This window comes from Candidatus Accumulibacter similis, assembly GCA_013347225.1.
In the GTDB taxonomy this organism is placed as follows: Bacteria; Pseudomonadota; Gammaproteobacteria; order Burkholderiales; family Rhodocyclaceae; genus Accumulibacter; species Accumulibacter similis.
The window spans coordinates 1772483-1793556 of sequence record CP054595.1; the positions used below are offsets into that span (position 1 = coordinate 1772483).

The 21074-nt window shown below is 66.0% G+C and carries 18 protein-coding genes; 11 read left to right on the plus strand and 7 right to left on the minus strand.

All coding sequences use genetic code 11. The annotated features are described in order from the left end of the window. Positions 1-150: 150 nt before the first annotated feature. The 3 genes from HT579_08210 to HT579_08220 all read left to right on the plus strand — a co-directional run bounded on the left by HT579_08210 (position 151) and on the right by HT579_08220 (position 4897). Positions 151-2010, plus strand: coding sequence for an EAL domain-containing protein (locus HT579_08210; GenBank protein QKS28896.1), 1860 nt, complete (start codon positions 151-153; stop codon positions 2008-2010). 321 nt (positions 2011-2331) lie between these two features. Further along, on the plus strand, positions 2332-3087 hold the full coding sequence (locus HT579_08215; GenBank protein QKS28897.1) for an ankyrin repeat domain-containing protein: 756 nt from the start codon (positions 2332-2334) through the stop codon (positions 3085-3087). A gap of 340 nt (positions 3088-3427) precedes the next feature. Further along, a complete protein-coding gene (locus HT579_08220; GenBank protein ID QKS28898.1) occupies positions 3428-4897 on the plus strand; it encodes a nickel-dependent hydrogenase large subunit in 1470 nt (489 codons plus the stop codon). Positions 4898-4958: 61 nt separating this feature from the next. Here HT579_08220 and HT579_08225 read toward each other — a convergent pair whose 3' ends face one another. Both HT579_08225 and HT579_08230 read right to left on the minus strand, forming a co-directional pair. Then, entirely contained in the window at positions 4959-6170 is a 1212-nt protein-coding gene (locus HT579_08225; protein ID QKS28899.1) for an ABC transporter permease, read from the minus strand. 32 nt (positions 6171-6202) lie between these two features. Beyond that, positions 6203-7438 carry an ABC transporter permease gene (locus HT579_08230; protein QKS28900.1) on the minus strand — a complete coding sequence of 412 codons (1236 nt, stop codon included), beginning with the start codon at positions 7436-7438 and terminating at the stop codon, positions 6203-6205. Between the two features lie 170 nt (positions 7439-7608). On the opposite strand from HT579_08230, the gene HT579_08235 reads away from it, so the two are divergent. From HT579_08235 to HT579_08245, 3 genes are read left to right on the plus strand one after another with little or no spacing between them, the layout of a single operon-like run. After that, a complete protein-coding gene (locus HT579_08235) occupies positions 7609-8682 on the plus strand; it encodes a hypothetical protein (protein QKS28901.1) in 1074 nt (357 codons plus the stop codon). A 13-nt stretch (positions 8683-8695) separates the two neighbouring features. Beyond that, complete coding sequence (locus tag HT579_08240) at positions 8696-9736, plus strand: methyltransferase domain-containing protein (protein ID QKS28902.1); 1041 nt, start codon at positions 8696-8698, stop codon at positions 9734-9736. 26 nt (positions 9737-9762) lie between these two features. Next, positions 9763-10632 (plus strand): ThiF family adenylyltransferase, encoded by an 870-nt coding sequence (locus HT579_08245; GenBank protein QKS28903.1) that lies wholly within the window; start codon positions 9763-9765, stop codon positions 10630-10632. Positions 10633-10753: 121 nt separating this feature from the next. Here HT579_08245 and HT579_08250 read toward each other — a convergent pair whose 3' ends face one another. Next, entirely contained in the window at positions 10754-11563 is an 810-nt protein-coding gene (locus tag HT579_08250) for a PEP-CTERM sorting domain-containing protein (GenBank protein ID QKS28904.1), read from the minus strand. A gap of 629 nt (positions 11564-12192) precedes the next feature. Here HT579_08250 and HT579_08255 point away from each other — a divergent pair. The 4 genes from HT579_08255 to HT579_08270 all read left to right on the plus strand — a co-directional run bounded on the left by HT579_08255 (position 12193) and on the right by HT579_08270 (position 15237). Then, complete coding sequence (locus tag HT579_08255; protein ID QKS28905.1) at positions 12193-12987, plus strand: long-chain N-acyl amino acid synthase; 795 nt, start codon at positions 12193-12195, stop codon at positions 12985-12987. A gap of 112 nt (positions 12988-13099) precedes the next feature. Continuing rightward, positions 13100-13876: a PEP-CTERM/exosortase system-associated acyltransferase gene (locus HT579_08260; protein ID QKS31566.1), complete on the plus strand. Its 777-nt coding sequence runs from the start codon at positions 13100-13102 to the stop codon at positions 13874-13876. A 70-nt stretch (positions 13877-13946) separates the two neighbouring features. Beyond that, positions 13947-14744 carry a GAF domain-containing protein gene (locus tag HT579_08265; GenBank protein ID QKS28906.1) on the plus strand — a complete coding sequence of 266 codons (798 nt, stop codon included), beginning with the start codon at positions 13947-13949 and terminating at the stop codon, positions 14742-14744. Positions 14745-14838: 94 nt separating this feature from the next. Beyond that, positions 14839-15237, plus strand: coding sequence for a DUF3301 domain-containing protein (locus tag HT579_08270; GenBank protein QKS31567.1), 399 nt, complete (start codon positions 14839-14841; stop codon positions 15235-15237). A 109-nt stretch (positions 15238-15346) separates the two neighbouring features. Here the strand turns inward: HT579_08270 and HT579_08275 are convergent, their stop codons facing one another. The 4 genes from HT579_08275 to HT579_08290 form a co-directional block, all read right to left on the minus strand. Further along, the gene (locus tag HT579_08275) at positions 15347-16243 is read right to left on the minus strand and encodes a transporter (protein ID QKS28907.1); all 897 of its coding nucleotides are present in this window, start codon (positions 16241-16243) and stop codon (positions 15347-15349) included. A 144-nt stretch (positions 16244-16387) separates the two neighbouring features. After that, the gene (locus tag HT579_08280) at positions 16388-18031 is read right to left on the minus strand and encodes a 4-hydroxyphenylacetate 3-hydroxylase (protein QKS28908.1); all 1644 of its coding nucleotides are present in this window, start codon (positions 18029-18031) and stop codon (positions 16388-16390) included. Positions 18032-18091: 60 nt separating this feature from the next. Beyond that, entirely contained in the window at positions 18092-19933 is a 1842-nt protein-coding gene (typA, locus tag HT579_08285; protein ID QKS28909.1) for a translational GTPase TypA, read from the minus strand. A gap of 85 nt (positions 19934-20018) precedes the next feature. Then, positions 20019-20417, minus strand: coding sequence for a group II truncated hemoglobin (locus tag HT579_08290; protein ID QKS28910.1), 399 nt, complete (start codon positions 20415-20417; stop codon positions 20019-20021). 380 nt (positions 20418-20797) lie between these two features. Between HT579_08290 and HT579_08295 the strand changes: the two genes are divergently transcribed. After that, a complete protein-coding gene (locus tag HT579_08295) occupies positions 20798-21073 on the plus strand; it encodes an ArsR family transcriptional regulator (protein QKS28911.1) in 276 nt (91 codons plus the stop codon). The last annotated feature ends 1 nt before the right edge of the window (position 21074 follow it).

Here is a 21074-nt window from a genome sequence, read left to right on the forward strand (position 1 = left end):
CCATCCGTGGCGACGGCGGCCGGGAAAATTTCCCGCGTTGTCCGGGAGTCCTGGCTCTTGGCGCGGTCTCGCTCCCGGGTCACCATGCGTGATGGGTGGTGGCTGTCTGCGTGCCGGGCGCGCCAAGCCGTCGAGGCGGAGGAGACATGGATGAGCGGCAAGGTTGAAGCATGCAGGAAGGAGCAGGGCTCCATAGGGGCACCGGGCGAACTGGCAATGGACCTTGCCGCGGCGACAGCGGACGGTTGCTCCGGCACCATGGCGCAGCGCGGCACGCCCGCACCCGTGGGGGACGAGTTCGATCTGACCGGCCGCCTCTTCGCCCACGCAGCCAAGGGCATCGCGATCATCGACGGTAGCTGGCGGATCGTCCGGATCAACCAGTCCTTTACCCGGATTACCGGCTACAGCGCGGTGCATACGCTCGGTCGCGACGCTCACCTGCTGTTTCCGGTGCCCGACGAGGCGGGCATTCAGCGCAGTGTCCGGTCGTCGATCGGATCTCTCGGGTACTGGCAGGGCGAGGTGTGGAACCGGCGCAGGGACGGCAGCCTGTATCCACAATGGTTGGCGATCAGCCGCGTCGACGGCGATGGCATGCCGACGCATCATATCGCCAGCTTCGTCGACATCACCCGGCACAAGGAGACCGAGGCGCGGTTGCTGCATCTGGCGCACAGTGATCCGCTTACTGGTCTGGCCAACCGCAGCCTGCTGGCGGAACGGGTCAGGCATGACCTCGCTCGCGCTCAGCGTGACCGCGAGTCGCTGGCCCTGATGTTCATCGATCTCGACCGCTTCAAGAGCGTCAATGACGTGCTCGGCCACCGGGTCGGCGATGCGCTCCTGGTTCAGGTGGCCAAGCGCCTGCAGAGCGCCATGCGGGATGGCGATACGGTCGCGCGGCTTGGTGGCGACGAGTTCATCGTTGTCCTGCCCAACACCGACGCCGATGGAGCCGCGCGTGTGGCAGCGAAGCTGCTGGAGGCGGCGACACTGATCCATCGCATCGGGCGGCATGAACTGCTGTGCACGATGTCGCTGGGCATCGCCATGTATCCGGCGGACGGAGAGAGTTTCGAGAGCCTGTCGATGTGTGCGGATGCCGCGATGTACCGCGCCAAGCGGGGCGGGGCGCACGACTATCGCTTCTTTACGGCCGATATGCAGCAACGCGCGGTGCGCGCCAGGGCAATCGAGAACGGATTGCGCCCGGCGTTGGACAACGGCAAGCTGTGCCTGCACTTCCAGCCGCAGATTGCCCTCGCTGACGGGCGCGTCTGCGCCGCTGAGGCGCTCCTGCGCTGGCAGCATCCTGTGCTCGGAGCGGTGCCGCCCGCGGAGTTGATCCCCATCGCCGAGGACTGCGGCCTCATGCTGCAGCTCGGTGACTGGGTGCTGCGCGCCGCGGTACGGCAACTGCGGCTCTGGCGGCAGGCTGGTCTGCCGCCGATGCGCGTGACGGTCAACCTGTCGGCAGTCGAGTTCCGTCAGTCAGGTCTGGTCGATCGGGTGGCTCAGATTCTCGCGCAGGAGGGATTGTCACCGCAGTTTCTGGAGATCGAGATCAGCGAGCAGACGGCAATGGACCGACTGCCAGCGGCGCTGACGACGATCGACAGCCTGCGCGCGCTGGGGGTAAGGCTGTCGATCGACGGGTTTGGCAGTGGGCTTTCCTCGCTCAGTTGCCTCAGGCGCCTGCGCGTGCATCAGGTGAAGATCGACCGTTGCCTGCTTGCCGGTGTGGCTACCGACCCGGACGACGCGGCCGTCGTCGCAGCAACGATCGGCATGGCGAACGAAATCGGTCTGCAGGCCCTGGCCGTGGGTGTGGAGACCGATGCGCAACAGGCGTTCGTGCGTCGTCGTGGCTGCCGGCAGGCACAGGGCCATCTGTTCAGCAAGGCGCTGCCGCCCGGGCGCTTCGCGGCCTGCGTGCAACAGTTCGGTCAGGACGCGCATGCTGCTGCCAGCGGCGGGCACCTGTCGCTTGCCGGACGGCATCGCTGAGCGCCATCGCAGCAGGGGGCGGCCCGATGGGCTTTTTCCCGGTCTGCGTGACTTTCTTCACGACTGACCATGACGGTCAAGGGAGACAATGGATGCACGGAATCGCCGTTGCACCAGTCGAGCCACAGGGCGTGAGGGATGCTCGGCGCCGCTTGCGACCATGCACAAACGGGACGGCTCTCTGGCTGCTGCCGCATGGACAATCAGCGCGAGGATCGGGTTGGCGGCCAGCGGCCGGGGGTGACGCGGGCGGGATCGCGTCGGAGGGGGTGGTGCGCGTGCTGCCGGACGGGGGCAGCGCACGGCCGAGCGGGAAAGGGGTTGCGAATGGAGCATTGTAGACATGAGCTGCCTGATCTTCAGGATCCGTTGCTGGCCTTCGTGGCCAGCGCGCGTGCCGGCGACACGTCGGCGATGCGGGTACAGGTGGCCCGCGGCTTCGACGTCAATGGCTACGACGAACTTGGTGACACCATCCTGCAGCACGTGATCGCGGCGCTCGAGTTCAGCCCCGCGTTGCGGCGCCAACAGGTGGTGAGCGAGATGTTGCGCCTGGGCGCCGACCCGGGCGCAGTCGGCCGGGATGGCGCCAGCCCGCTGTTCCAGGCAGCGATGAACATGGACAGCGGCGTGCTGCGCATTCTGCTCGATGCCGGCGCCGATCCAAACGCCATGCTGCGCATCCTCGCCGGCGCCGCTGGCGGCTCTCCTCAGGCTGGTGGCGACCGCCGATGCGAGCAGTCGCTGTACGATTGGGCCAGGTTCGCCTACTGCTACGAGGTGTGGCGCGGCAGATTGCCCGCGGACGCGGGCACCACCGACGGCAAGGGCGAGGAGGCCTGGCTGGATGATGTCGATCGCCTTGCCGTCAGCTACGGTAGACGGCGCCCGGAGCACCTGCGACTGCTGCGCGAACGCGGTGCACTGCGGCTGGCCGAACTGCGTCAGCGGGCGGAAGCCGGGATGCCGCCGGCGGCGGGTGAGTGGGCCGCCGTCGGTGCCGCGCCGAGACGGCGCCGCGGGGACGGTGCTGCAGGCGGACAGGAGCGTTCTGCCGGCTGCGGGGTTGGCCGCTGACTGAGGCGCGATACAGCCGGCAGGGCGCGCCGCTGCCGCGGATCCGGGCACGGCATCGATATCGGTATCGGCAGCGGTAGCGCTGGCGGCCAGCGGCGTAGCTTTCGCATCGTCTGCTATAGTGGGCGCTCGGCAGTCGGGTCATCCGCCTGCGCGCGAAGGGGAGCCAATGAATGAGCCGCGGGCAATCTGTCATCAGCCGTGGTCCGCTCGGCGAAGCCGGGGCCGGCCGCCCGCACTCGATCGGCTTGCGGCCATCGGCAAGCGTGCCGCGGCGCGGCACTGATCCGTCGTCGGAAGCGCGCCCGCCAGTGCTCCCGCGAGGGCACAGGGGCGAAGAGTGAGCCGGCGACTGACGATCGGCCCCTTCAACCGGGTCGAGGGCGACCTCGAAGTGACGCTCGAGGTGGCGGCTGGGCGCGTCGCTGCCGCACGTGTCAGCTCGTCACTTTACCGAGGTTTCGAGCACGTCCTGATCGGCAAGCACCCGCTCGACGCACTGGTGATCGTGCCGCGCATCTGCGGCATCTGTTCGGTATCGCAGTCGGCTGCTGCTGCTGCTGCCCTGGCTGACGCTGCGGGACTGGAGATGCCGGCGAACGGCCGACTGGCGAGCAACCTGATCCTCGCCTGCGAGAACCTGGCCGATCATCTGACCCACTTCTACCTGTTCTTCATGCCTGACTTCGCGCGCGCAGCCTATCGCGGTCGGTCGTGGCACGCAGCAGCCGAGCGGCGCTTCAGGGCAACTGTCGGCGAAGCGCTGCGTGAAGTCCTGCCGGCACGCGCCGATCTGCTGCGGCTCATGGGCCACCTGGCGGGGAAGTGGCCGCACAGCCTGGCGCTGCAGCCGGGCGGCACGACGCGGGCGGTGGCGGCAACCGAGAAGATCCGGTTGCTCTCGGTGCTGCGCGATTTTCGTGGCTTCCTGAGTCGGGTCGTCTTCGGCGATTCGCTCGAGAGCCTCGGCACGATCGGCAATCTCGACGAACTTGCTGCCTGGGCCCGCGGTCGGCCGGCCGACTTCGCGCGTTTCGTCGAGATTGCCGTCGATCTCGGCCTCGACTGCGTCGGACGGGCGAGCGACCGCTTCCTGAGCTACGGTGCCTATGCTGCCGCTGCCGACGGTTCGGGCGCCGCCGGACACCTCTTCGCCCGTGGCATCTGGCACGGCGCTGACCGGCCATTCGTCGAGCAGTTGATCAGCGAGGACGTTGCGCATGCCTGGCTGTTCGGCGAGCAGGCGCTGCATCCGGCAGTTGGCGAGACGCGACCGCTTACGGGCGACTTTGCCGACAAGGCTGCCGCGTACACGTGGTGCAAGGCGCCACGCTACGACGGCGAAGTTGCCGAAATGGGGGCGCTCGCCCGTCAGGTAGTCGCCGGACAGCCGTTGCTGCGGGCGCTCATCGCGGCGAGTGGCGGTAGTGTCCTGGCGCGGGTCAGCGCCCGTCTGCTGGAGCTGGCGCTCGTGCTGCCGGCGATGGAGCGCTGGGTGCATGCCCTGGTCCCCGGCGAAGCGTTCTGCACGCAGGCGCCGTTTCCCGACGAGGCGAACGCCGTCGGCTTGGTCGAAGCGGCCCGTGGCGGACTCGGCCACTGGTTGCGCATAGAAAGCGGGCGCATTGCCGGCTACCAGATCATCGCGCCAACCACCTGGAACTTCTCGCCCCGCGACGCGAACGACGCTCCGGGCGCTCTCGAGCAGGCGCTGGCTGGACTGCCGGTCGGCGATGGCGAAGATGTGCCGCTGCTCGTGCAGCACGTCGTCAGGTCCTTTGACCCGTGCATGGTGTGCACCGTGCACTGAAACCTGATCGCGTCCCTTTCATGCCAGCCACAGGAACAGCGGTCCGCCGTGCTGCCAGCGGTCAGTAGTTCTGGCGCAGCGATTCCGCGATGGGGTTCCTGCTGACGCGTATCGCTGGCAGGATGGCGGCAAGTACGGTGGCGGCGAGCCCGATGACAAAGGCTGATACGACTGCCGATGGCAGGACTCGTATGGCGACCACGTAGCCCGTATTGGCGTTGGGCAGCGGCGGCATCTCGACGGCCAGGGCGGTCACTGCGGCCGCGGCCAGGAGGCCCGTTGCGGCACCGGTGGCGGCTCCGATCAGCCCGATCAGGGCGTTCTCGAGGATGACCAGGCGGAAGATGTCGCGGCTGCGATTGCCCAATGCCAGGAGCGTGCCGAACTCGCCGACGCGCTCGAAGACGCTCATGTTGACAGTGTTCGCGACGGTCAGCAGGACCATCAACAGGACTATCAGGCGCAGCACGCCGAACTGGCGGTCGTAGAGATCGACTGCCTTCTGGTAGAAGTCGTTGAGTTCCCGCCAGGTCCTGATCTCATATTGCTGCGTGTCGAGTTGGGTGCCGAGGCTGGCCGCCGTGGCCTCGGTTTCGTCAGTCCTGCGCAGCGAGACGACAATGCTGTTGGCGCCGCTCGAACCGAACAACTCCTGCGATGCAGCAAGCGGAATCCTCACTGCTCGCGCGTCGAACTCCTTCGAAAAGGTCTGAAACGCTCCGACCACTTCGAAGTCCAGTGTGTTGGTCGCGCCGGCGGCCGTGGCCACCAGCAGGGTGACCGGATCGCCGGGCTTGAGCTGCATGCTGGTCGCGACGCCATCGCCGAGCAGGATGCCGTACCGGTCGCCGTCCGTCAGCTGTCGCCCGGCACTGATCTTCAGATAACTTCCCAGGCGTGCTTCCTTGTCGGCCTCGACGCCTTCGCCGACGATCGAGATGTCGCTGCGCCCGTTGCTCAGCAGTCCGGTAAAGCTGATGCGCGCCATTGTTTCAGCCGTGGCCGGCAGGGCTTCTACCCGTTGCTGGAGGACCCGCGGCTCGTCGATCAGGTACTTGTCGGGCGAGCGCGAGCCGAACTCATAGAAACCCTTTCGGTACACCTGCAGGTGGCCCGATTGCGAGTGGATCGTGGCCTCGCTGAGCTGGAAGAGAATGTCCTGCACGAAGCCGCCGGTGACGATCAGGCCGACCACGCCGAAGACGATTGCGCCGACCGTCATTGCCGTTCTGATCTTGTGCCGGAGGATGTTGCGCAAAGCGAGGCTAAGCATTGGCGCGTTTCCCGGGGCTGGCCTGGCGGATCTCAGCGGTTGTGGCGCAGGGCATTGACGATCTCCATGCGGGATGCCTTCCAGGCTGGGTACAGGCTGGCGAGGAGGGTTGTCACCAGAGCCAGCACGACGGCGTCCGCGGCCAGCGCGAAGGTGACCCTGATCTCACCGGTGAAGCCGCGGGCCATTCCGGGGGGCGGCGGCATCGGGATGCCGACGTGGGAAATTCCCTGCGCCAGCAGGAGGCCGACAGCGAGGCCGGTCACGCCGCCGATCAGGCCGAGAATCGCCGCTTCGCTGACGAAGACCCGCAGGATGGAGCGGCGCCTGAAACCGAGCGCCATTACCGTGCCGATTTCACCGGTTCGTTCCATGATGCCCATGGTCAGCGTGTTCGATATGCTCAGAACGATGATCACCGCAATGATCAGTTTCATCACCCCCACCTGTTTCTTGAACAGGGCGACCGTCTTGTTGTAGAAATCGGCCAGCGCGTACCACGGCACCACCTCGAGTTCCCTTTCCGGGAGCTGCTGCCGCAGTCGCGTGAGCACGGACTCGGTCGCCGATGTGTCGTCGAGCAGGAGCAGCCAGCGATGCGCCCCCTTGCTGCGCACGAGTTCCTGCGCCAATGGCAGGGGCAGGCGCAAGGCGGCGTCATCGTAGGCCTTGGTCACCGTCGAGAAGAGTCCGCGCACCCGACACTCGACTGCGTTGAGCCCGCCGGAGGCGGTGTTGGCGAGCAGGACGACGGTGTCGCCGACCCGCGCGCCGAGATTGGCCGCCAGCCCGTCGCCAAGAATGATTCCCTTCGGCTCGGTACTCGACAGACCCTCGCCCGCGGAAATCAGGAGGGTTCTGCTGAGCAGCGCTTCCTTCTCCGGATCGACTCCATCAGCGACGAAGGAGATCGTCGAATCACCGCGGCTGATCAGGCCGCTGAAACCCAGGCGTGGGGCAAGCAGCCTGACATGCGGCGCCTGCTCGGCGAGTTGTCTTGCCCGTGACTGCTCCGGCAGCAGGTAGGCGAAGGGGTCGGCAATTCCGGAATCGAGGTAGCGTGGCCTGACGATCTGGATGTGTCCGAGGTGCGAGTGGATCGTGTCCTCGCGCATTGCCTGGTAGATCCACTCGATGAAGCCGCCGGCGAGGAGCAGCGAGATGACGCCGAAGGCAACCGCGACAACCGCCATGGCCGAGCGCCGACGTTGGCGGACGACGTTGCGAAACGCGATTGCCAGTTCGCCGAGCAGGGGATTGTTCGCCATCTGGAGAATGATAGCGCACGCCTTTGCCGTCTGTCGATTCGTCGCGGCAAGCGCCAGCGGCGGGCAAAAAAAGCACGATCTCGTCTCCCGCTACCGCTGCGAGTGTGGGAAACTACCGTCGGGAAGCGTTGTTGGGTCGGTCGCGAGATCGGTTTGCGAGGTGATTCGTGATGAGTGCGGAGGGAACTCCTGACTGGGTGAGCTACCTGGTACGTGCCGGCCTGCACGCGCCTTCTGCCGACAACTCGCAGCCTTGGCGGTTCGTCTGGGACGGTCGCACCCTCGAGCTCTTCATGCATGAGGAGCGGGGCAAGGGAGGTCTGGGGACCGACCATCCGGCGAACCTGATGGCGCTGGGATCGGTCATCGAGAATCTGGCGCAGGCAGCCAGCGCATTGGCGATGCCGCCCGACGCCCTGCAGACGGTTGACGCGACGGGTGCCGGATGCATGGCGCGCGTCACTTGGGAGCAGCCGCGCTCGGAGCCGCCTGGCGCCCTGCCGGCGGGCGTGCAGGAGCGGCACACGAATCGTGGCCCCTTTGCGACGACTGCGCTCGACCCGGAATTGCTGGCCGATGTGGCAGCCCTGCAGCATGGGCCGGTGCGGGTCGCCATCATCACGGAGCTGCAGCAGCGCGAGCGCTGGTCCGGGCTGCTCCGTCAGGCATCCGAACTGCGCTTTCAGACCGAGGAGATCCATCGCTGGCTGGCCGGCAGCCTGCGCTTCACGCCGGCAGAGGTCGCGCGCGGCGACGGCCTCGATGTCGCGAGTCTGCTGCTGCCTCCCGGTGGCGAGTCACTGCTCAGGCTGTCGCTCGACTGGCGACGAATGGCGCTGCTCAACCGGTTCGGCGGCTGCAAGCTGTTTGCCCTGCTGGAAGCTGCCATGCTCAAGAACTGTGCGGCCCTGGTCGCGATCATTGGTCCGCCGTCGGGCATCGGTGTCGAGGTCGCGGCTGGCCGGCTGCTGCAGCGGGTCTGGATTGCCTTGAACGAGGCGGGGGTCGCTGTCCATCCGTACTTCGTTCTTCCGGACCAGCTGTATCGTTTGCGAGCCGGACGCGTCGCGCCCGAGTTCGTGCGCAAGGTGCGCCGGATCGAGGCCGGTGTCGGCGAAATGCTGGCTTCGCGTGCCGAGACGGTTCTCATGCTGCTGCGTGTTGGGGCGCCACGGGTCGCGGATCCGGTACGCTCCAGGCGCTTGCCGCTGGAACGGAGCTTCTCGGTGATGGTTTCGCAATGACAAGGAGGGAAGGATGAGTCAGGCCAGAGAGATCGACATGGACGGGTTCCTCCTGGTCGCCCAGGGTCACAGTGCTTTCCAGTTGCTGTGGTCGGGCGTTCAGCTGGGTTTGTTTGACGCGCTTTCGCGCCATCCCGAGTCTACCGCTGCGCAACTCGGCGAGAGCCTGGAACTGCAGGCCTATCCCTGCCGGGTGCTGTTGACGGGGCTTGCCGCGCTCGGCCTGATCGTCAAGGTCGATGGACGGTATCGCAATTCGGCCGTCGCCGAGAGACTGCTGGTCGGCGACAAGCCGGACTCGATGGCGCCCGTCCTCGGCTGGCAGGCGGAGATCGTCTATCCCGGATTGCAGGACTTCCTGCCGTCGCTGCGCGCCGGGCGAAACCTGGGCCTGAGTCGTTTTCCCGGCAGTGGCGAGACGCTCTACGAGCGTCTCGTCAGCCATCCGGAACTCGAGCAGGTATTCCAGGACGCGATGAGCGCGCTTTCCCGTCAGGCCAACCGGCTCATCGTCGATGCCTTCGACTTTGGCAGTTTCACCCATGTCGTCGATGCCGGCGGCGGCGACGGAACCAATGCCATCGCGCTCGCCCGACGCTATCCGTCGCTGCGGGTCACGGTTTACGATTCGGAGTCGGTATGCCACATCGCCAGCGAGAAGATCGCCGCCGCGGGTTTGGCCGATCGCGTTTCCACCTGCGTCGGCAACTTCCTGCAGGACCCATTCCCGGCCGGGGTCGATGCGATCCTCTTCTGCCATATTCTCACCATCTGGTCAATGGAGCGCAATCTCGACCTCCTGCGCAAGTGCTGGCGGTCGCTGCCCGCTGCCGGCGCCGTCGTGGTTTTCAACATGATGGGCAACGACGACGATACGGGCCCGATCGGCACCGCGCTCGGGTCGCCCTATTTCCTGGCGATCGCGACCGGTGAGGGCATGCTGCACGCGCGCAAGGATTACCAGCAGGCCATGCTCGAGGCTGGATTCACGCGCGTGGTCGAGGTCAGTGGCCTGCCGCTGAACCATGGCATGCTGGTCGCCCACAAGAACTGACGAACTCGCCAAGGTCTCCGAATCCGATGGAACTGCCAACACCCGTTTTCGACTATTTCACCGCTTTCCAGCGCAACCTCGGCTTTCTGACCCGGCAGGAACAGGAAAAACTGCGCCATGCGCGAGTCGCGATTGCCGGCCTTGGTGGCACCGGCGGTGCACAGGTGCATGCCCTCTGCCGCATGGGAATCGGGGCCTTCAATCTGGCTGACCCGGATGTCTTCGAGCTCGTCAATTTCAATCGCCAGATCGGCGCAACGATGAACTCGATCGGACGTGCCAAGACCGCCGTGATGGCGGAACTCGTGCAGTCGATCAACCCCGAAGCGGATGTCCGACTGTTCGCGACCGGCGTCAGTCCGGAGAACATCGCGCAGTTTCTCGATGGCGTCGACGTGGTGGTGGACTCGCTCGACTTCTACTGCTTCAAGGAGCGCTTCCTGCTTTACCGCAGCGCGCGCGAGCGAGGCATCTGGGTCATCACCTCGCCGCCTCTCGGCTTCGGCTTCACGCTTCTGGTCTTCGATCCCAAGGGAATGTCCTTCGAGGACTACTTTGCCTTCGAGGAGGGAATGAGCGAATTCGAACTGAGCGTGTCACTGATCGCGGGCATTGCGCCGCGACCCTGGCTGATGCAGTACCAGACTCAGGGTGGGCTTGATCCGGCGGGTCACCGCCTGCCGTCGGTCGGTGCTGCACCGTTCATGATCGCCGGGGTCATTGCCACCGAGGTGATGAACCTGCTCACCCGCCGGCAACCAAGCATTGCCGTGCCCGAACTGATCCAGTTCGACGCCCTTCTGCGCCGCTTTCGCCGGGCGCGTTACCGCTGGGGGATGCGCGGGCCGATCCAGCGGCTGAAGATTGCCCTGCTGCGCCGCAAGTTGCCGCACTGAGAGGCCGCGCTCGCGCCTCGCAAGAAAGGACACCCCGCGTGGCGCGACGCCAGGCTGGGTGTCCGTAGAGCGCGTCACGCAGCGGGCGCAAGAACCCGCTGCGATCACTGTCTGCTGCTGATCAGGCTGCCTTGCGGCGGCGGATTCCCGCCATTCCGAGAAGGGCAACACCCATCACGCTGAGCGTTGCCGGTTCGGGCAGCGCAATGCCTCGGATGTCGATGCTGCCGCTGGCGGCATAGCCGGCGGTGGCCGAACCGCTGTTGAACGAGCTGCCAAGCGCTGCATCGCTGCCGCCCGGGAAGGCGTTGGTGTCGAGGTAGACCTGCGCAGGACCGCCGGTGAAGCTCAGCAGGCCGTTACCCGCGCCACTGCCGATCGAGCCGAGGCTGCCGCTGAGGATGAACGAGTCGAGGGCGATCGGGGTGCCGACGCCGTCGAGGCAGGCGTCGGCAGCGGTGCAAAGCCGCGTCGTGGCGCCGGCGGCGTCAACCCAGAGATTGCCGGCCGAGATGGTCGCCTTGTCCGCCGCAAAGCTGCCGGTCGGGACGAACTCGGCCGCCGAGGTGTAGAAGTGGATCGATCCGCCGGAGAAGATGACGTTGAATGGCGGAGTCGCCGGAACGGCCGAGTTGATCGCCTGCGTCTTGTAGCTGTCGAACCAGTAGCTCAGGTAAACGCCGTTCTGGCCACGCGACCAAGTCACGTTGCCCTGCGAGTCCTTGATGGTGTCGATGCGACCGACGCCGGCCAGGATGTCGCCTGGGGCCAGAATCGGCACCGTGCCGTTGGAGGCAAGGCTGCCCTCATAGACGTCGCCCACTTCGAAATATGCGCCGCCGGCAAAGGTGACGCCATTGACGTTTGCCGCGCTTGCCGCACCCGCACCCATGGCCAAGGCGATGGCAAGAGCGATGCCAGTTTTCCTCATGATTGCTACTCCTCTTCTAGAAGATGACCCAAAGTTTCCCCGCACCTGGGTGCGCAGCGAAACAGGAGCAATATGTGTGCCAGTTAGAGGGGAGTTTCGCAAGTGGCTGCTTTAGAGTAAAAAAATCTCTTGGTCCGAAAAATGGTGGGTCTTGCGGGAATTCAGGTGTAAAAAAATCCGACACTCTTGGGCGCTCGCGAGCCTGTGGCAGCGTTGGCGAGCGCAGGCGGCGGGAGATCGTCAGTGGGCGGCCGCCGATCGTCGGTGCGACGAGGCGGATCGGTGCCCGGAAGCTACGGCTGCGGGCTTGTCTGGAGGGGGCTTTTGTGCCAAAGTTGTTCATGACGTCGGCGCATCGCTCATGTCCGATCGGGCCCCTGTTCCCGGCCGGCGGTGCCGACGCCACTGCGCAGGCGTCGTCGGCACCGCGCGGTGCGGGTTGCCGGTGGTACGATGTGCCCTGTCCATGGCGCGCTGATGACCGCGCACTGCCAGGGCTGTGGCGCCGCTTTCCCGGCGGGTGCGCATCCGATCCCCGTGACCGGAGGAGGCAGCAAGGCGTGAAGTGGTTTCGACGACTGGGTGAAACGTTGGGAATCGGACGCCCCGAGGCGCCCGCCAGTGCCCCCATGCCCAGCGACATCCAGAAGACCGTCATGGAGTTCTCCGTCATGGACCGGACGCGGCCGATGTCGTTCGAGCGTCCAGCACTGGCGGCCGATCATGTTTCCCGGGTCGAGCGCGAGCGCTTCAAGTTGCGGTTGGCGGGCAGCAGTCCGGAGCGTCGCCGATCGGCGACGGTGTTGGTCGAGAAGATGTACGGCTGGCGTGGCTACAAGCTTAGCGGCGATGCCGCCCTGGCCCGTCGCGAGGGAGCGCTGACGATCACCGGCCTGGTCTATGGACATCAGGGCGAGCCGGTCGGCACAGCAACCCTGCGTTTCGACGGCCCGGGAGGACTGCTGGCGGACGAACTTTATCCTGCCGAACTGAACAAGCTCCGCAAGGAAGGAAGGCGGCTTGTCGAGTACAGCAGGCTGGCGATCGATCGTGGCTTCGTGGATTCGAGGAAGGTCGTCGCCGCGTTGATGAATGTCTTTTACACCTGCGCCACCGCTGAGGGCTTCACCGATGCGATCATCGAGGTGAATCCGCGGCATGTGGATTACTACGTCAGCCGGGCCAACTTCGTCTGTATCGGCGAAGAGAGGCATTGCCCGCGCGTCAACGCGCCTGCGGTCCTGTTGCGTCTCGACTACGAGGTGGCTGCCCAACAGATCGCACTCTACGGTGGCAGGAAGAACGATCCGGCGGCCGGCAGGAGCCTCTACCGGTATTTTCTGGTGGGTGACGATCAGGAGGCATTGTCGGACCGCTTGCTGCCCGAACAGACGCCGCTGGATCAACAAGGGGAACGGCCGTGAGCAGTGACCACCACAACAGTGCAGCCCTGGCGGCCGATTGCCGGCTCGACCCCTGGCGATCGTTTCCCGGAGACCCACCGGTGACGGTTTTCTGCGACGGCGATCGGCGATGATGGACCTGCCCGACACGGTCGATACCGGCGCGGGGTTCAGCAGGTACTTCGAGATGCTGCCCGCGCTGAGCAGGGAAGAGCAGGAGCAGACCTATCGCCTGCGCCACCAGGTATATTGCGAGGACCTCGGGTGGGAGGAACGGCGGACCGATGCGTTGGAAACAGACGAGTACGACGCGCATTCGCTGCACTGTCTGGCTCGCAGCAGGCAGTCCGGCAATCTCGCCGGTTGCGTGCGCCTGGTGCTCACCCGCGCGAACGAGCCGAGTCACCCCTTGCCGTTCGAGCTGACCTGTGCCGATACGCTGGACCGGGTGCTGCTGGATCGCCTTGCCGGCAGTCGGCAGCGGATCGCCGAGGTGTCGCGCCTCGCCATTGTCCGTGACTATCGACGACGGCGTGGCGAGGAGAGTTCTCCCGGCACCCTGCTCGATTCGAGTTTCGGTACGGCCGAGCAGCCGCGTTTTCCCTATCTGCTGGTGGGGCTCTACATGGCGGTGTTTGTCGTTGCCGAGCGGCACCAACTGGATACGCTCTTCCTTCTCGTCGAGCCGCGGCTGTCCCGACACCTCAATCACCTCGGCATCGTCAACCGGCAGATCGGCGGCGCAGCCGAGCACAGGGGTTTGCGTGTTCCGGCCATGATCGACGTGCTGCAGGTGATTGCCAACCTCAATCCGCGGTTGCGTGGCATCTTCGACGTTGTCGCCGGCGAGATCGCAGCCGGCTATCGCGCCGCCGCCAGCGCTGCCGGCAGCCCGGACTCGTGCCCGTGAGCTCTCCGGTACAAACGCTGCAAGGCCGGGCCGCCGCTTGCCCCGGCGGCGTCATCGAGATGGATTTGCCATGGCTGTGACCGAGACACCACTGCTGCGGCTGAAACAGTTTGCCGGCTTGCTCGACGAGGCAGGCGGCGAAGACGGACTGCAACGACTGGCTGAAACGACCGCCCGGATACTGGACAGCGAGCGCTGTTCGCTGATGCTGCGCAGCGAGGATGAGCATTCGCAACTTCGCTGGCGGGTCTGTGCCAGCTTTGGCCCACTGCCGGAGCGTGCTTTTCTGGAGGAGGTCAGGGCGGGCGAAGGGATCGCTGGGCGCGTCGCCGCCAGTGGCGAGGCGCTGCTTGTCCCCGACATCGAGCGCTCCGAGTTCGTCGGTTGCGCCCGGCGGGCCGACGACCCGCGCAAGAGCCTGCTCTCGGCACCCGTTCGCCACGCGGGCGCGGTCATCGGCATTCTCAACGTCAGCGCACACCGCGCCGGGCGTGTCTTCGACATGGATGACCTGCAGCTGCTGGAGGTGGTTTCCCTGCTTGTTGGCAAGGCGATCCAGATACGCCAGTTGCAGGGCCTGCTCAACTCCCGTTTCGCCCAACTGGCACTGCTGGAACTGGCCGAGAAGGATCTCGGACAGGCACTGCCAAACCCGGATCAGGTGGCACGCATCGTCGCCCGCTCGTTCTACAAGGAGATGAATCGTGTCGGCCTCGGGCCGCGGCAGATCGTCAACGCCGCTTCCGAGATCATCGAGCAACTGAGCAGCAGCCTCGTTCGCCACAGCCGGCGGCTGGACCGGGAGGCGCCGGATGCGGCCGATGCGGCCGATGCGGCGGTTGCCGGGTTGACGCCGCCGCACGTGTGATGGGCTGCCAAAGGGAGGGCTGCCGGCGTTCGGGCAATCGCGGTCGCCGCGAGCATCGTTTGCCTGCTGGCGGTCCGCGGCCGCGCCGCCGATGATGCCCTGGCTGGAAAGCATCGGCCTGATCATGCTGTTGCTCGTCGGCTGGTTCTGGTTCGACGGTTTCCAGTCACGCGCGGCGGCGATGCACGCGGCGCGCGCTGCCTGCGCGGCGGACGGGCTGTTGCTGCTCGATGACACGGTGGCGCTGGCGAGCGTGCGCCTGGGGCGTGACGACGAGGGCAGGCTGCGCCTGCGACGGACCTATGATTTCGAGTACAGCGACACCGGCGACAATCGCTGTACTGCCCAGCTGACGCTGCTCGGCGACGAACTGCTGCTGCTGCGGCTGACGAAGGCTGCGGCCTCCGGGCCGCGCCTGCAGGTGGCTGATGGTGGCGGAGCGGCCGCTGACGGCCAGACCTCGGTTGCCCAACCACCGCGTCGCTGGTCGTGATGTGTCCGGCGCAGCCTGTGCTCGTGCTGCGGGAGTGGCGCAGCGGCCGGCGGGGATCATCCTCGGCGGGCGCTGCTGGCCGGCGAGCCAGCCGGCAGCCGCACCAGACCTAGAAGCCGGTGACAAGCTTGAGAAAGAACTTGTTGCCCTGGAAGCGGTTCTCGACGCCGGTTTCGTGGTTCCAGCTACCGACGAAACTCGTTCCCTTGTAGTTGTACTGGACCGCCGGGCCGTAGGCGAAAACCTTGCCGCGACGGCCGTCCGGCACCGCCCTGCGGCCGTTGACTTCGTCGTCGGTGGTCTGCGTCAGATAGTAGCCGGCGAGCCCGACCGCCCACGGGCCGAAGTGCTGGCCGACCAGGTAGTCCATGTGGAAGTCCTGGCCGGACTTGTAGTCGGTCTCGTTGTTCTTCGTCTTGATGTTGTACATCAGCTTCGCCGACGCCTCGAAACCGCCCTGGTTGAGGTAGGTGAAGGCGATGATCGGTTCGAAGCTGTAGTAATTGGCGCCGATGCTCTGCGTCGGATCATTGGCGTCGTACTTGCCGGTCGGCAGATAGATGTCGAGGCCGACGGTCAGGTGCCAGTCGGGCGGGAAATGCCAGCCAATGATGATCGGGTCGATGACGATGTCGCCGAGGCCAAAGGTGCTGCCGGTGCCGATGCCGGGAATCGGCGTGTGCAGCCGCTGGTATGCGACCGGTACGATAGCATGCACCGCCCAGTCGCCGCCGAGGATCTTCTGTCCAGTGACGTGAATGAAGCGCAGGGCATCGAAGGTGGCGTTGACGCTCAGGCCGGGAACCCTGTTGCCCTCGTTGTCACGGTAGTCCCCCTCGTAGTAGCCCAGGTAGTTGATGAAGTAGTTGCCCGGTGGCGGCAGGGCTCCGGCCATGAAGTTTTCGGAGCCGTTGGGGTACTGGTCGGGCCCCTCCTTGGCCACTGCCGCGGTGGCGGCGAGCACGACCGGCGCTGCCAGGAGCAGCAGCGTGTGCGCTTTGTGCATCGTCTTGATCTCCCTTGCTGATGTCGGTGCCTGCTCCGGCGAGCGCCGGATCGTTCCGCCGGCGGCGCGCCCCGCGCGTGACGCGGCCTGCATGTTACCACCTCGCGCACATGGTTGTCGTGCTGCCGACAAGGTCGGGCTTCCCTACGCCGCGGGCGGCTCCTCGCCACCGGCAATGGAGCGGCAGCCGGCGGTTGCCGGCAGGGGTACCATCATCGCCTGCCCGGGGGTCGAGCAGCCGGCGTCGCAACAGCGTCCGGGTTGCCGGTTACGCGTGATCGGTCGTGATTCATCGTGCAGCACGCCGCGCTCGAGAAGCCGCTCGACCAGCTCGACCTTGCTCCCGAGCGGGTAGTTGCGCCAGATTTCCTGCTTCATCGCTGCCGGCGAGCCGCCACCGTGCAGGCTGATCACCGAGTACCAGCCGCCCTGGTAAGACGCCGTCAGGTCCTCGACGAAGCGGGCGACTTCGATCCGCTTGTCGTAGGGAACATCCGGACTGGCGCGCAGAACCTCGGCCAGCGTCGCCGCCGTCGCCGGGTTGTGGTCTTCGTCCGGCCCAGGGAGGGCGACGATCAGCCCGCCGGAGACTTCGTGCGCCAGCCGGTGCATGTCGTAGATCTGGGTGGCGAGCAGGAGCTTGCCGATGTTGGCGAAGACTGGCTCGGGCATGAAGCTGCCGCTGTGCGGGTCGGGCGTGCCATATACGCTGGCCGCGACTCCGCAGGCAAAGAAGCCCTCGGTGATCTTGATCAGCTCGACCATCGGTTCGCGCAGGCTGGCCTTGCGGCCCGGGTCGAAGCCGTTCGCCTCGCACATCAGGGCGCCGGCGCCGATCAGCAGGTCACCAAAACCGGCACGCGCAGCGATGCAGCTATGCCGGTGGTGTGTGGCGTAATGGTAGGTCAGTGACGCCGAATGCTCCCACTCGCCGGCCAGGAACACCCTGTCCCAAGGGACGAAGACCCGGTCGAAGACGAGCACGGCGGTCGATTGGCCGTAGCGGCGCGAAAACAGTGCGGCCCCGTGTTCGAGCTTCTCGCCGGGTCGTCCTGCCGGGCGGGCGACCATCGTCAGTCCTGGTGCATCGACGGGCAGCGCGCAGCAGACGGCAAAATCGGCGTCGGCCGGACCCATGTTGCGGCTCGGCATGACGAGTATCTCGTGCATGTACGGCGCGCCGGTGACGATGGCCTTGGTGCCGGCAATGACGATTCCGTTAGCGAGGCGCTCGACGATGTGCACGTGGCTGTTGCGGTTCACCTGCTGGTGCGGGCGCTGCGAGCGGTCGCCCTTGGCGTCGGTCATGGCGATTCCGAGCGCCAGGTCGCTGTCCTGGACGTGTTCGAGGTAAGCGGCGAAGCGCGCCCGCCGCTCGTTGCTGCCGATTTCGGCGTCGACACGTGCGCAGAGCTGGTTGATCGCATTCAGCGCGTCGTGCGCCAGGTAGCGTTGCGCGCAGCCGGTTTCCTGGCACAGCAGACGCACCGCCTCGAGTTTGTTCAGCAGATCAGCGGCCGATTCATCGATGTGCAGCATGCGATTGACCGTCTGCCCGCGGCTCGTCTGCAGCGCGGTCATCAACGGCGCCTTCCGCGGATCGCGGGCAAAGTCGTAGGTGACCGCCAGGGCGTTGATTCCCGGTTGCAGCTCGCGACTGTCGGCGACCGACTCGAGCAGACGGCCGTCGAGATGGACCGTCGGCCGGTAGCGCCGCAGGGACTCGCGGTAGTCGTTGCCGCTCATCAGCCCATGGCTCGGCGGTGTGGCAGATTGGCTTGCGTTCATTCGTCCTCCTGCCGGCCGCGCATCCCGGCTGGGCCGTCACAGTCGCGACGTCGGCTGCGCCTAGCCCTCGCGTGCCGCACGCCGGCGGTCGTTGTCGGTGAGCAGGCGCTTGCGGATGCGGATGCTCTTCGGCGTGATCTCGACCAGTTCGTCGTCGTCGATGAATTCGACCGCCGATTCCAGCGTCAGTGCGACGGCGGGCACGAGCCGGACCGCTTCGTCGGTTCCCGAGGCGCGGATGTTGGTCAGCTGCTTGCCCTTGATCGGGTTCACCACCAGATCGTTCTCGCGGCTGTGGATGCCGATGATCATGCCCTCGTAGAGCTTGTCGCCGGGAACGGCGAACATCCGGCCGCGATCCTGCAGCTTCCACAGGGCGTAGGCGACCGCTTCGCCCTTTTCGGCGGAGATCAGGACGCCGTTGCGTCGTCCCGCGATGTCACCCTTGACCGGTGCGTACTCGTCGAAGACATGGCTGATCAGTCCGGTGCCGCGGGTGATGTTCATGAATTCACCCTGGAATCCGATCAGGCCGCGGGCGGGAATCCGGTATTCGAGGCGGACTCGGCCACGACCGTCGGCCGACATGTCCTGCAGGTCGCCACGGCGGTAGCCGAGCGCTTCCATCACCGCTCCCTGATGCGACTCGTCGACGTCGAGCGTCAGCATTTCGTAGGGTTCGCAGACTTCGCCCTCGATCTCCTTGAGAATCACTCGCGGGCGCCCGACCGCGAGCTCATAGCCCTCGCGGCGCATGGTTTCGAGGAGGATCGTCAGGTGCAGCTCGCCGCGGCCCGAGACGAGGAAGCTGTCGGTGTCGGTGGTCTCCTCTACCCGCAGCGCCATGTTGGTCAACAGCTCCTTGCGCAGCCGCTCGCCGATCTGCCGGCTGGTGACGTACTTGCCCTCGCTGCCGGCCAGTGGCGAGTTGTTGACCATGAAGGTCATGTTCAGGGTCGGTTCGTCGATCTTCAGCATCGGCAGCGCCTCGGGTCTCTCGCTGTCGGTGATCGTGCAGCCGATCGACAGATCCTCGATGCCGGTGACGAGAACGATGTCCCCCGCCACCGCTTCCTCCATCGGTACCCGTTCCATGCCGCGGAAGCCGAAGACCTGACCGACCCTGGCGTTCTTCGGTGCGCCGTGCTCGAAGCGGCCCGCCGCGTCTGCCTGGCCGTACATCACCGTCACCTGCTGCGCCGGCTTCAGACGGCCCCGCTGCAGGCGGCCGATGCCGATGCGGCCGATGTAGCTCGAGTAGTCAAGCGCCGAAATCTGCAGCTGCAATGCGCCGTCGATCCCAGCCGCCGCCGGTGGCGGCACATGATGGAGGATGGCATCGAACAGCGGTCGCATGTCCGGCGACGGCTTCGCGAGGTCGAGCGTGGCATGACCGTTGATCGCCGAAGCATAGATCACTGGAAAATCCAGCTGCTCGTCGTTGGCGCCCAGTTTGTCGAAGAGGTCGAAGGTATGGTCCACGACCCAGTCCGGGCGGGCGCCGTCGCGGTCGATCTTGTTCACGACGACGATCGGCTTCAGGCCGAGGGCGAGCGCCTTCTTGGTCACGAATCGCGTCTGCGGCATTGGTCCTTCGACCGCATCGACCAGCAGCAGGACGCCATCGACCATCGACAGCACCCGCTCGACCTCGCCGCCGAAGTCGGCGTGGCCCGGGGTGTCGACGATGTTGATGTGGATTCCCGCATAGTCGACGGCCAGGTTCTTGGCCAGGATGGTGATGCCGCGCTCCTTCTCCAGCTCGTTCGAGTCCATCATGCGCTCGGTGATGTGCTGGTGGGCGGCGAAGCTGCCGGCTTGCACCAGGAGCTTGTCCACAAGAGTGGTCTTGCCATGGTCGACGTGGGCGATGATGGCGATGTTGCGAACGGCGCGGGACATGTGGGCTGCGGCCTCTGGAGAAGGGGCGACATTCTAGCACGGCCACCCGCGGCTGCCGGTTTGGCAAAAAAAGCCGTGATGCGGGCTAGCGTTGGGTTGTGCCAGGCTGGTTGCGCATGAAATCGGCGGTGCTGAAGAATGCGGCCAGCAGCCTTTCGCGCAGCGGCTGCTCGATGCCGGTCGACTCCATCGCCAGCAGCATGCAGGCGACCCATTGGTCACGCTCCTCCTCGCCGATGGCAAAGGGCATGTGCCGGCGGCGGAGCATCGGCTGGCCGATGTGCTTGACGTAGAGGTCGGGACCACCGAGCCAGCCGGAGAGGAACATGAACAGCTTGTCCCGCGATGACTGCAGGTTCGCCGGGTGCAGCGCGCGAATGGTGGCGAACTGTGGCACCTGCTCCATCAGTTCGTAGAAGCGGTCGCACAGCCTAGTGACGGTCGTCTCGCCACCAAGCAGGATGTAGAGGCTCTGTTCCTGCATTGCAGTTGTTCGTTGTTTGCCGACGAGAGCGGATTGTACCCCCGACGACTGCTCTTGCCGCGGCGCAGCAACGGAATTGACAGGCGGCCGGCAATCGCTAGAATCCAGCCCTCGCCACGCGCCTGCTGTCGTTGGCCGGCGAGTGGCGGGCGCCGCTGTTCGTCAGCTCCGGCAGCCGCAACCAGGCGGCCGCCGCCGGCAACGATGACCGCGGCGACATTCCGGACGTCGGGGCGGCGAGTGCGGCCGGCGTGGCGAGCGCCTCGTGTCGGCGACCGACAGCGCGATCCTGGCGGCCGCGGCAGGAATTGCCAGATCGCCGTCGGTGGCGCACACTGCAGTTTTCCCGCATCGGCCGATGTATTTTTTGGGGGTGTCACATGACCGAAACGATTGTTGCTTACCTGCGAGCCAATGCCGAGCAGCTCGATGTCGATATGGCGGAGGCACTGCATATCCCGCTCGCCGAACTGCGCGACCAGATCGCCCAGCTGGCGGCTTCGGGAGACGTGATCTGCTGTCGGGTCACCCGCTTCATCGAGGGCCGCAAGATCGAAGGGATCAGTTGTCGCCTGTCGTGCGATCCGCCGACTCCGGCACGCGGACGCAAGCCGGGCGTCAAGAAGGACGATGATGTCGACGCCGGCACCTTCTGAA

Excerpts from the sequence above, each read along its gene's own strand:
- HT579_08290 (QKS28910.1), bottom strand. The coding sequence starts at position 20,417 with ATGCAGGAACAGAGCCTCTACATCCTGCTTGGTGGCGAGACGACCGTC.
- HT579_08275 (QKS28907.1), bottom strand. The coding sequence starts at position 16,243 with ATGCACAAAGCGCACACGCTGCTGCTCCTGGCAGCGCCGGTCGTGCTC.
- typA (QKS28909.1), bottom strand. The coding sequence starts at position 19,933 with ATGTCCCGCGCCGTTCGCAACATCGCCATCATCGCCCACGTCGACCAT.
- HT579_08235 (QKS28901.1), top strand. The coding sequence starts at position 7,609 with ATGAGTGCGGAGGGAACTCCTGACTGGGTGAGCTACCTGGTACGTGCC.
- HT579_08280 (QKS28908.1), bottom strand. The coding sequence starts at position 18,031 with ATGAACGCAAGCCAATCTGCCACACCGCCGAGCCATGGGCTGATGAGC.
- HT579_08240 (QKS28902.1), top strand. The coding sequence starts at position 8,696 with ATGAGTCAGGCCAGAGAGATCGACATGGACGGGTTCCTCCTGGTCGCC.
- HT579_08270 (QKS31567.1), top strand. The coding sequence starts at position 14,839 with ATGCCCTGGCTGGAAAGCATCGGCCTGATCATGCTGTTGCTCGTCGGC.
- HT579_08295 (QKS28911.1), top strand. The coding sequence starts at position 20,798 with ATGACCGAAACGATTGTTGCTTACCTGCGAGCCAATGCCGAGCAGCTC.
- HT579_08260 (QKS31566.1), top strand. The coding sequence starts at position 13,100 with ATGGACCTGCCCGACACGGTCGATACCGGCGCGGGGTTCAGCAGGTAC.
- HT579_08210 (QKS28896.1), top strand. The coding sequence starts at position 151 with ATGAGCGGCAAGGTTGAAGCATGCAGGAAGGAGCAGGGCTCCATAGGG.
- HT579_08250 (QKS28904.1), bottom strand. The coding sequence starts at position 11,563 with ATGAGGAAAACTGGCATCGCTCTTGCCATCGCCTTGGCCATGGGTGCG.
- HT579_08230 (QKS28900.1), bottom strand. The coding sequence starts at position 7,438 with ATGGCGAACAATCCCCTGCTCGGCGAACTGGCAATCGCGTTTCGCAAC.
- HT579_08265 (QKS28906.1), top strand. The coding sequence starts at position 13,947 with ATGGCTGTGACCGAGACACCACTGCTGCGGCTGAAACAGTTTGCCGGC.
- HT579_08245 (QKS28903.1), top strand. The coding sequence starts at position 9,763 with ATGGAACTGCCAACACCCGTTTTCGACTATTTCACCGCTTTCCAGCGC.
- HT579_08225 (QKS28899.1), bottom strand. The coding sequence starts at position 6,170 with ATGCTTAGCCTCGCTTTGCGCAACATCCTCCGGCACAAGATCAGAACG.
- HT579_08255 (QKS28905.1), top strand. The coding sequence starts at position 12,193 with ATGCCCAGCGACATCCAGAAGACCGTCATGGAGTTCTCCGTCATGGAC.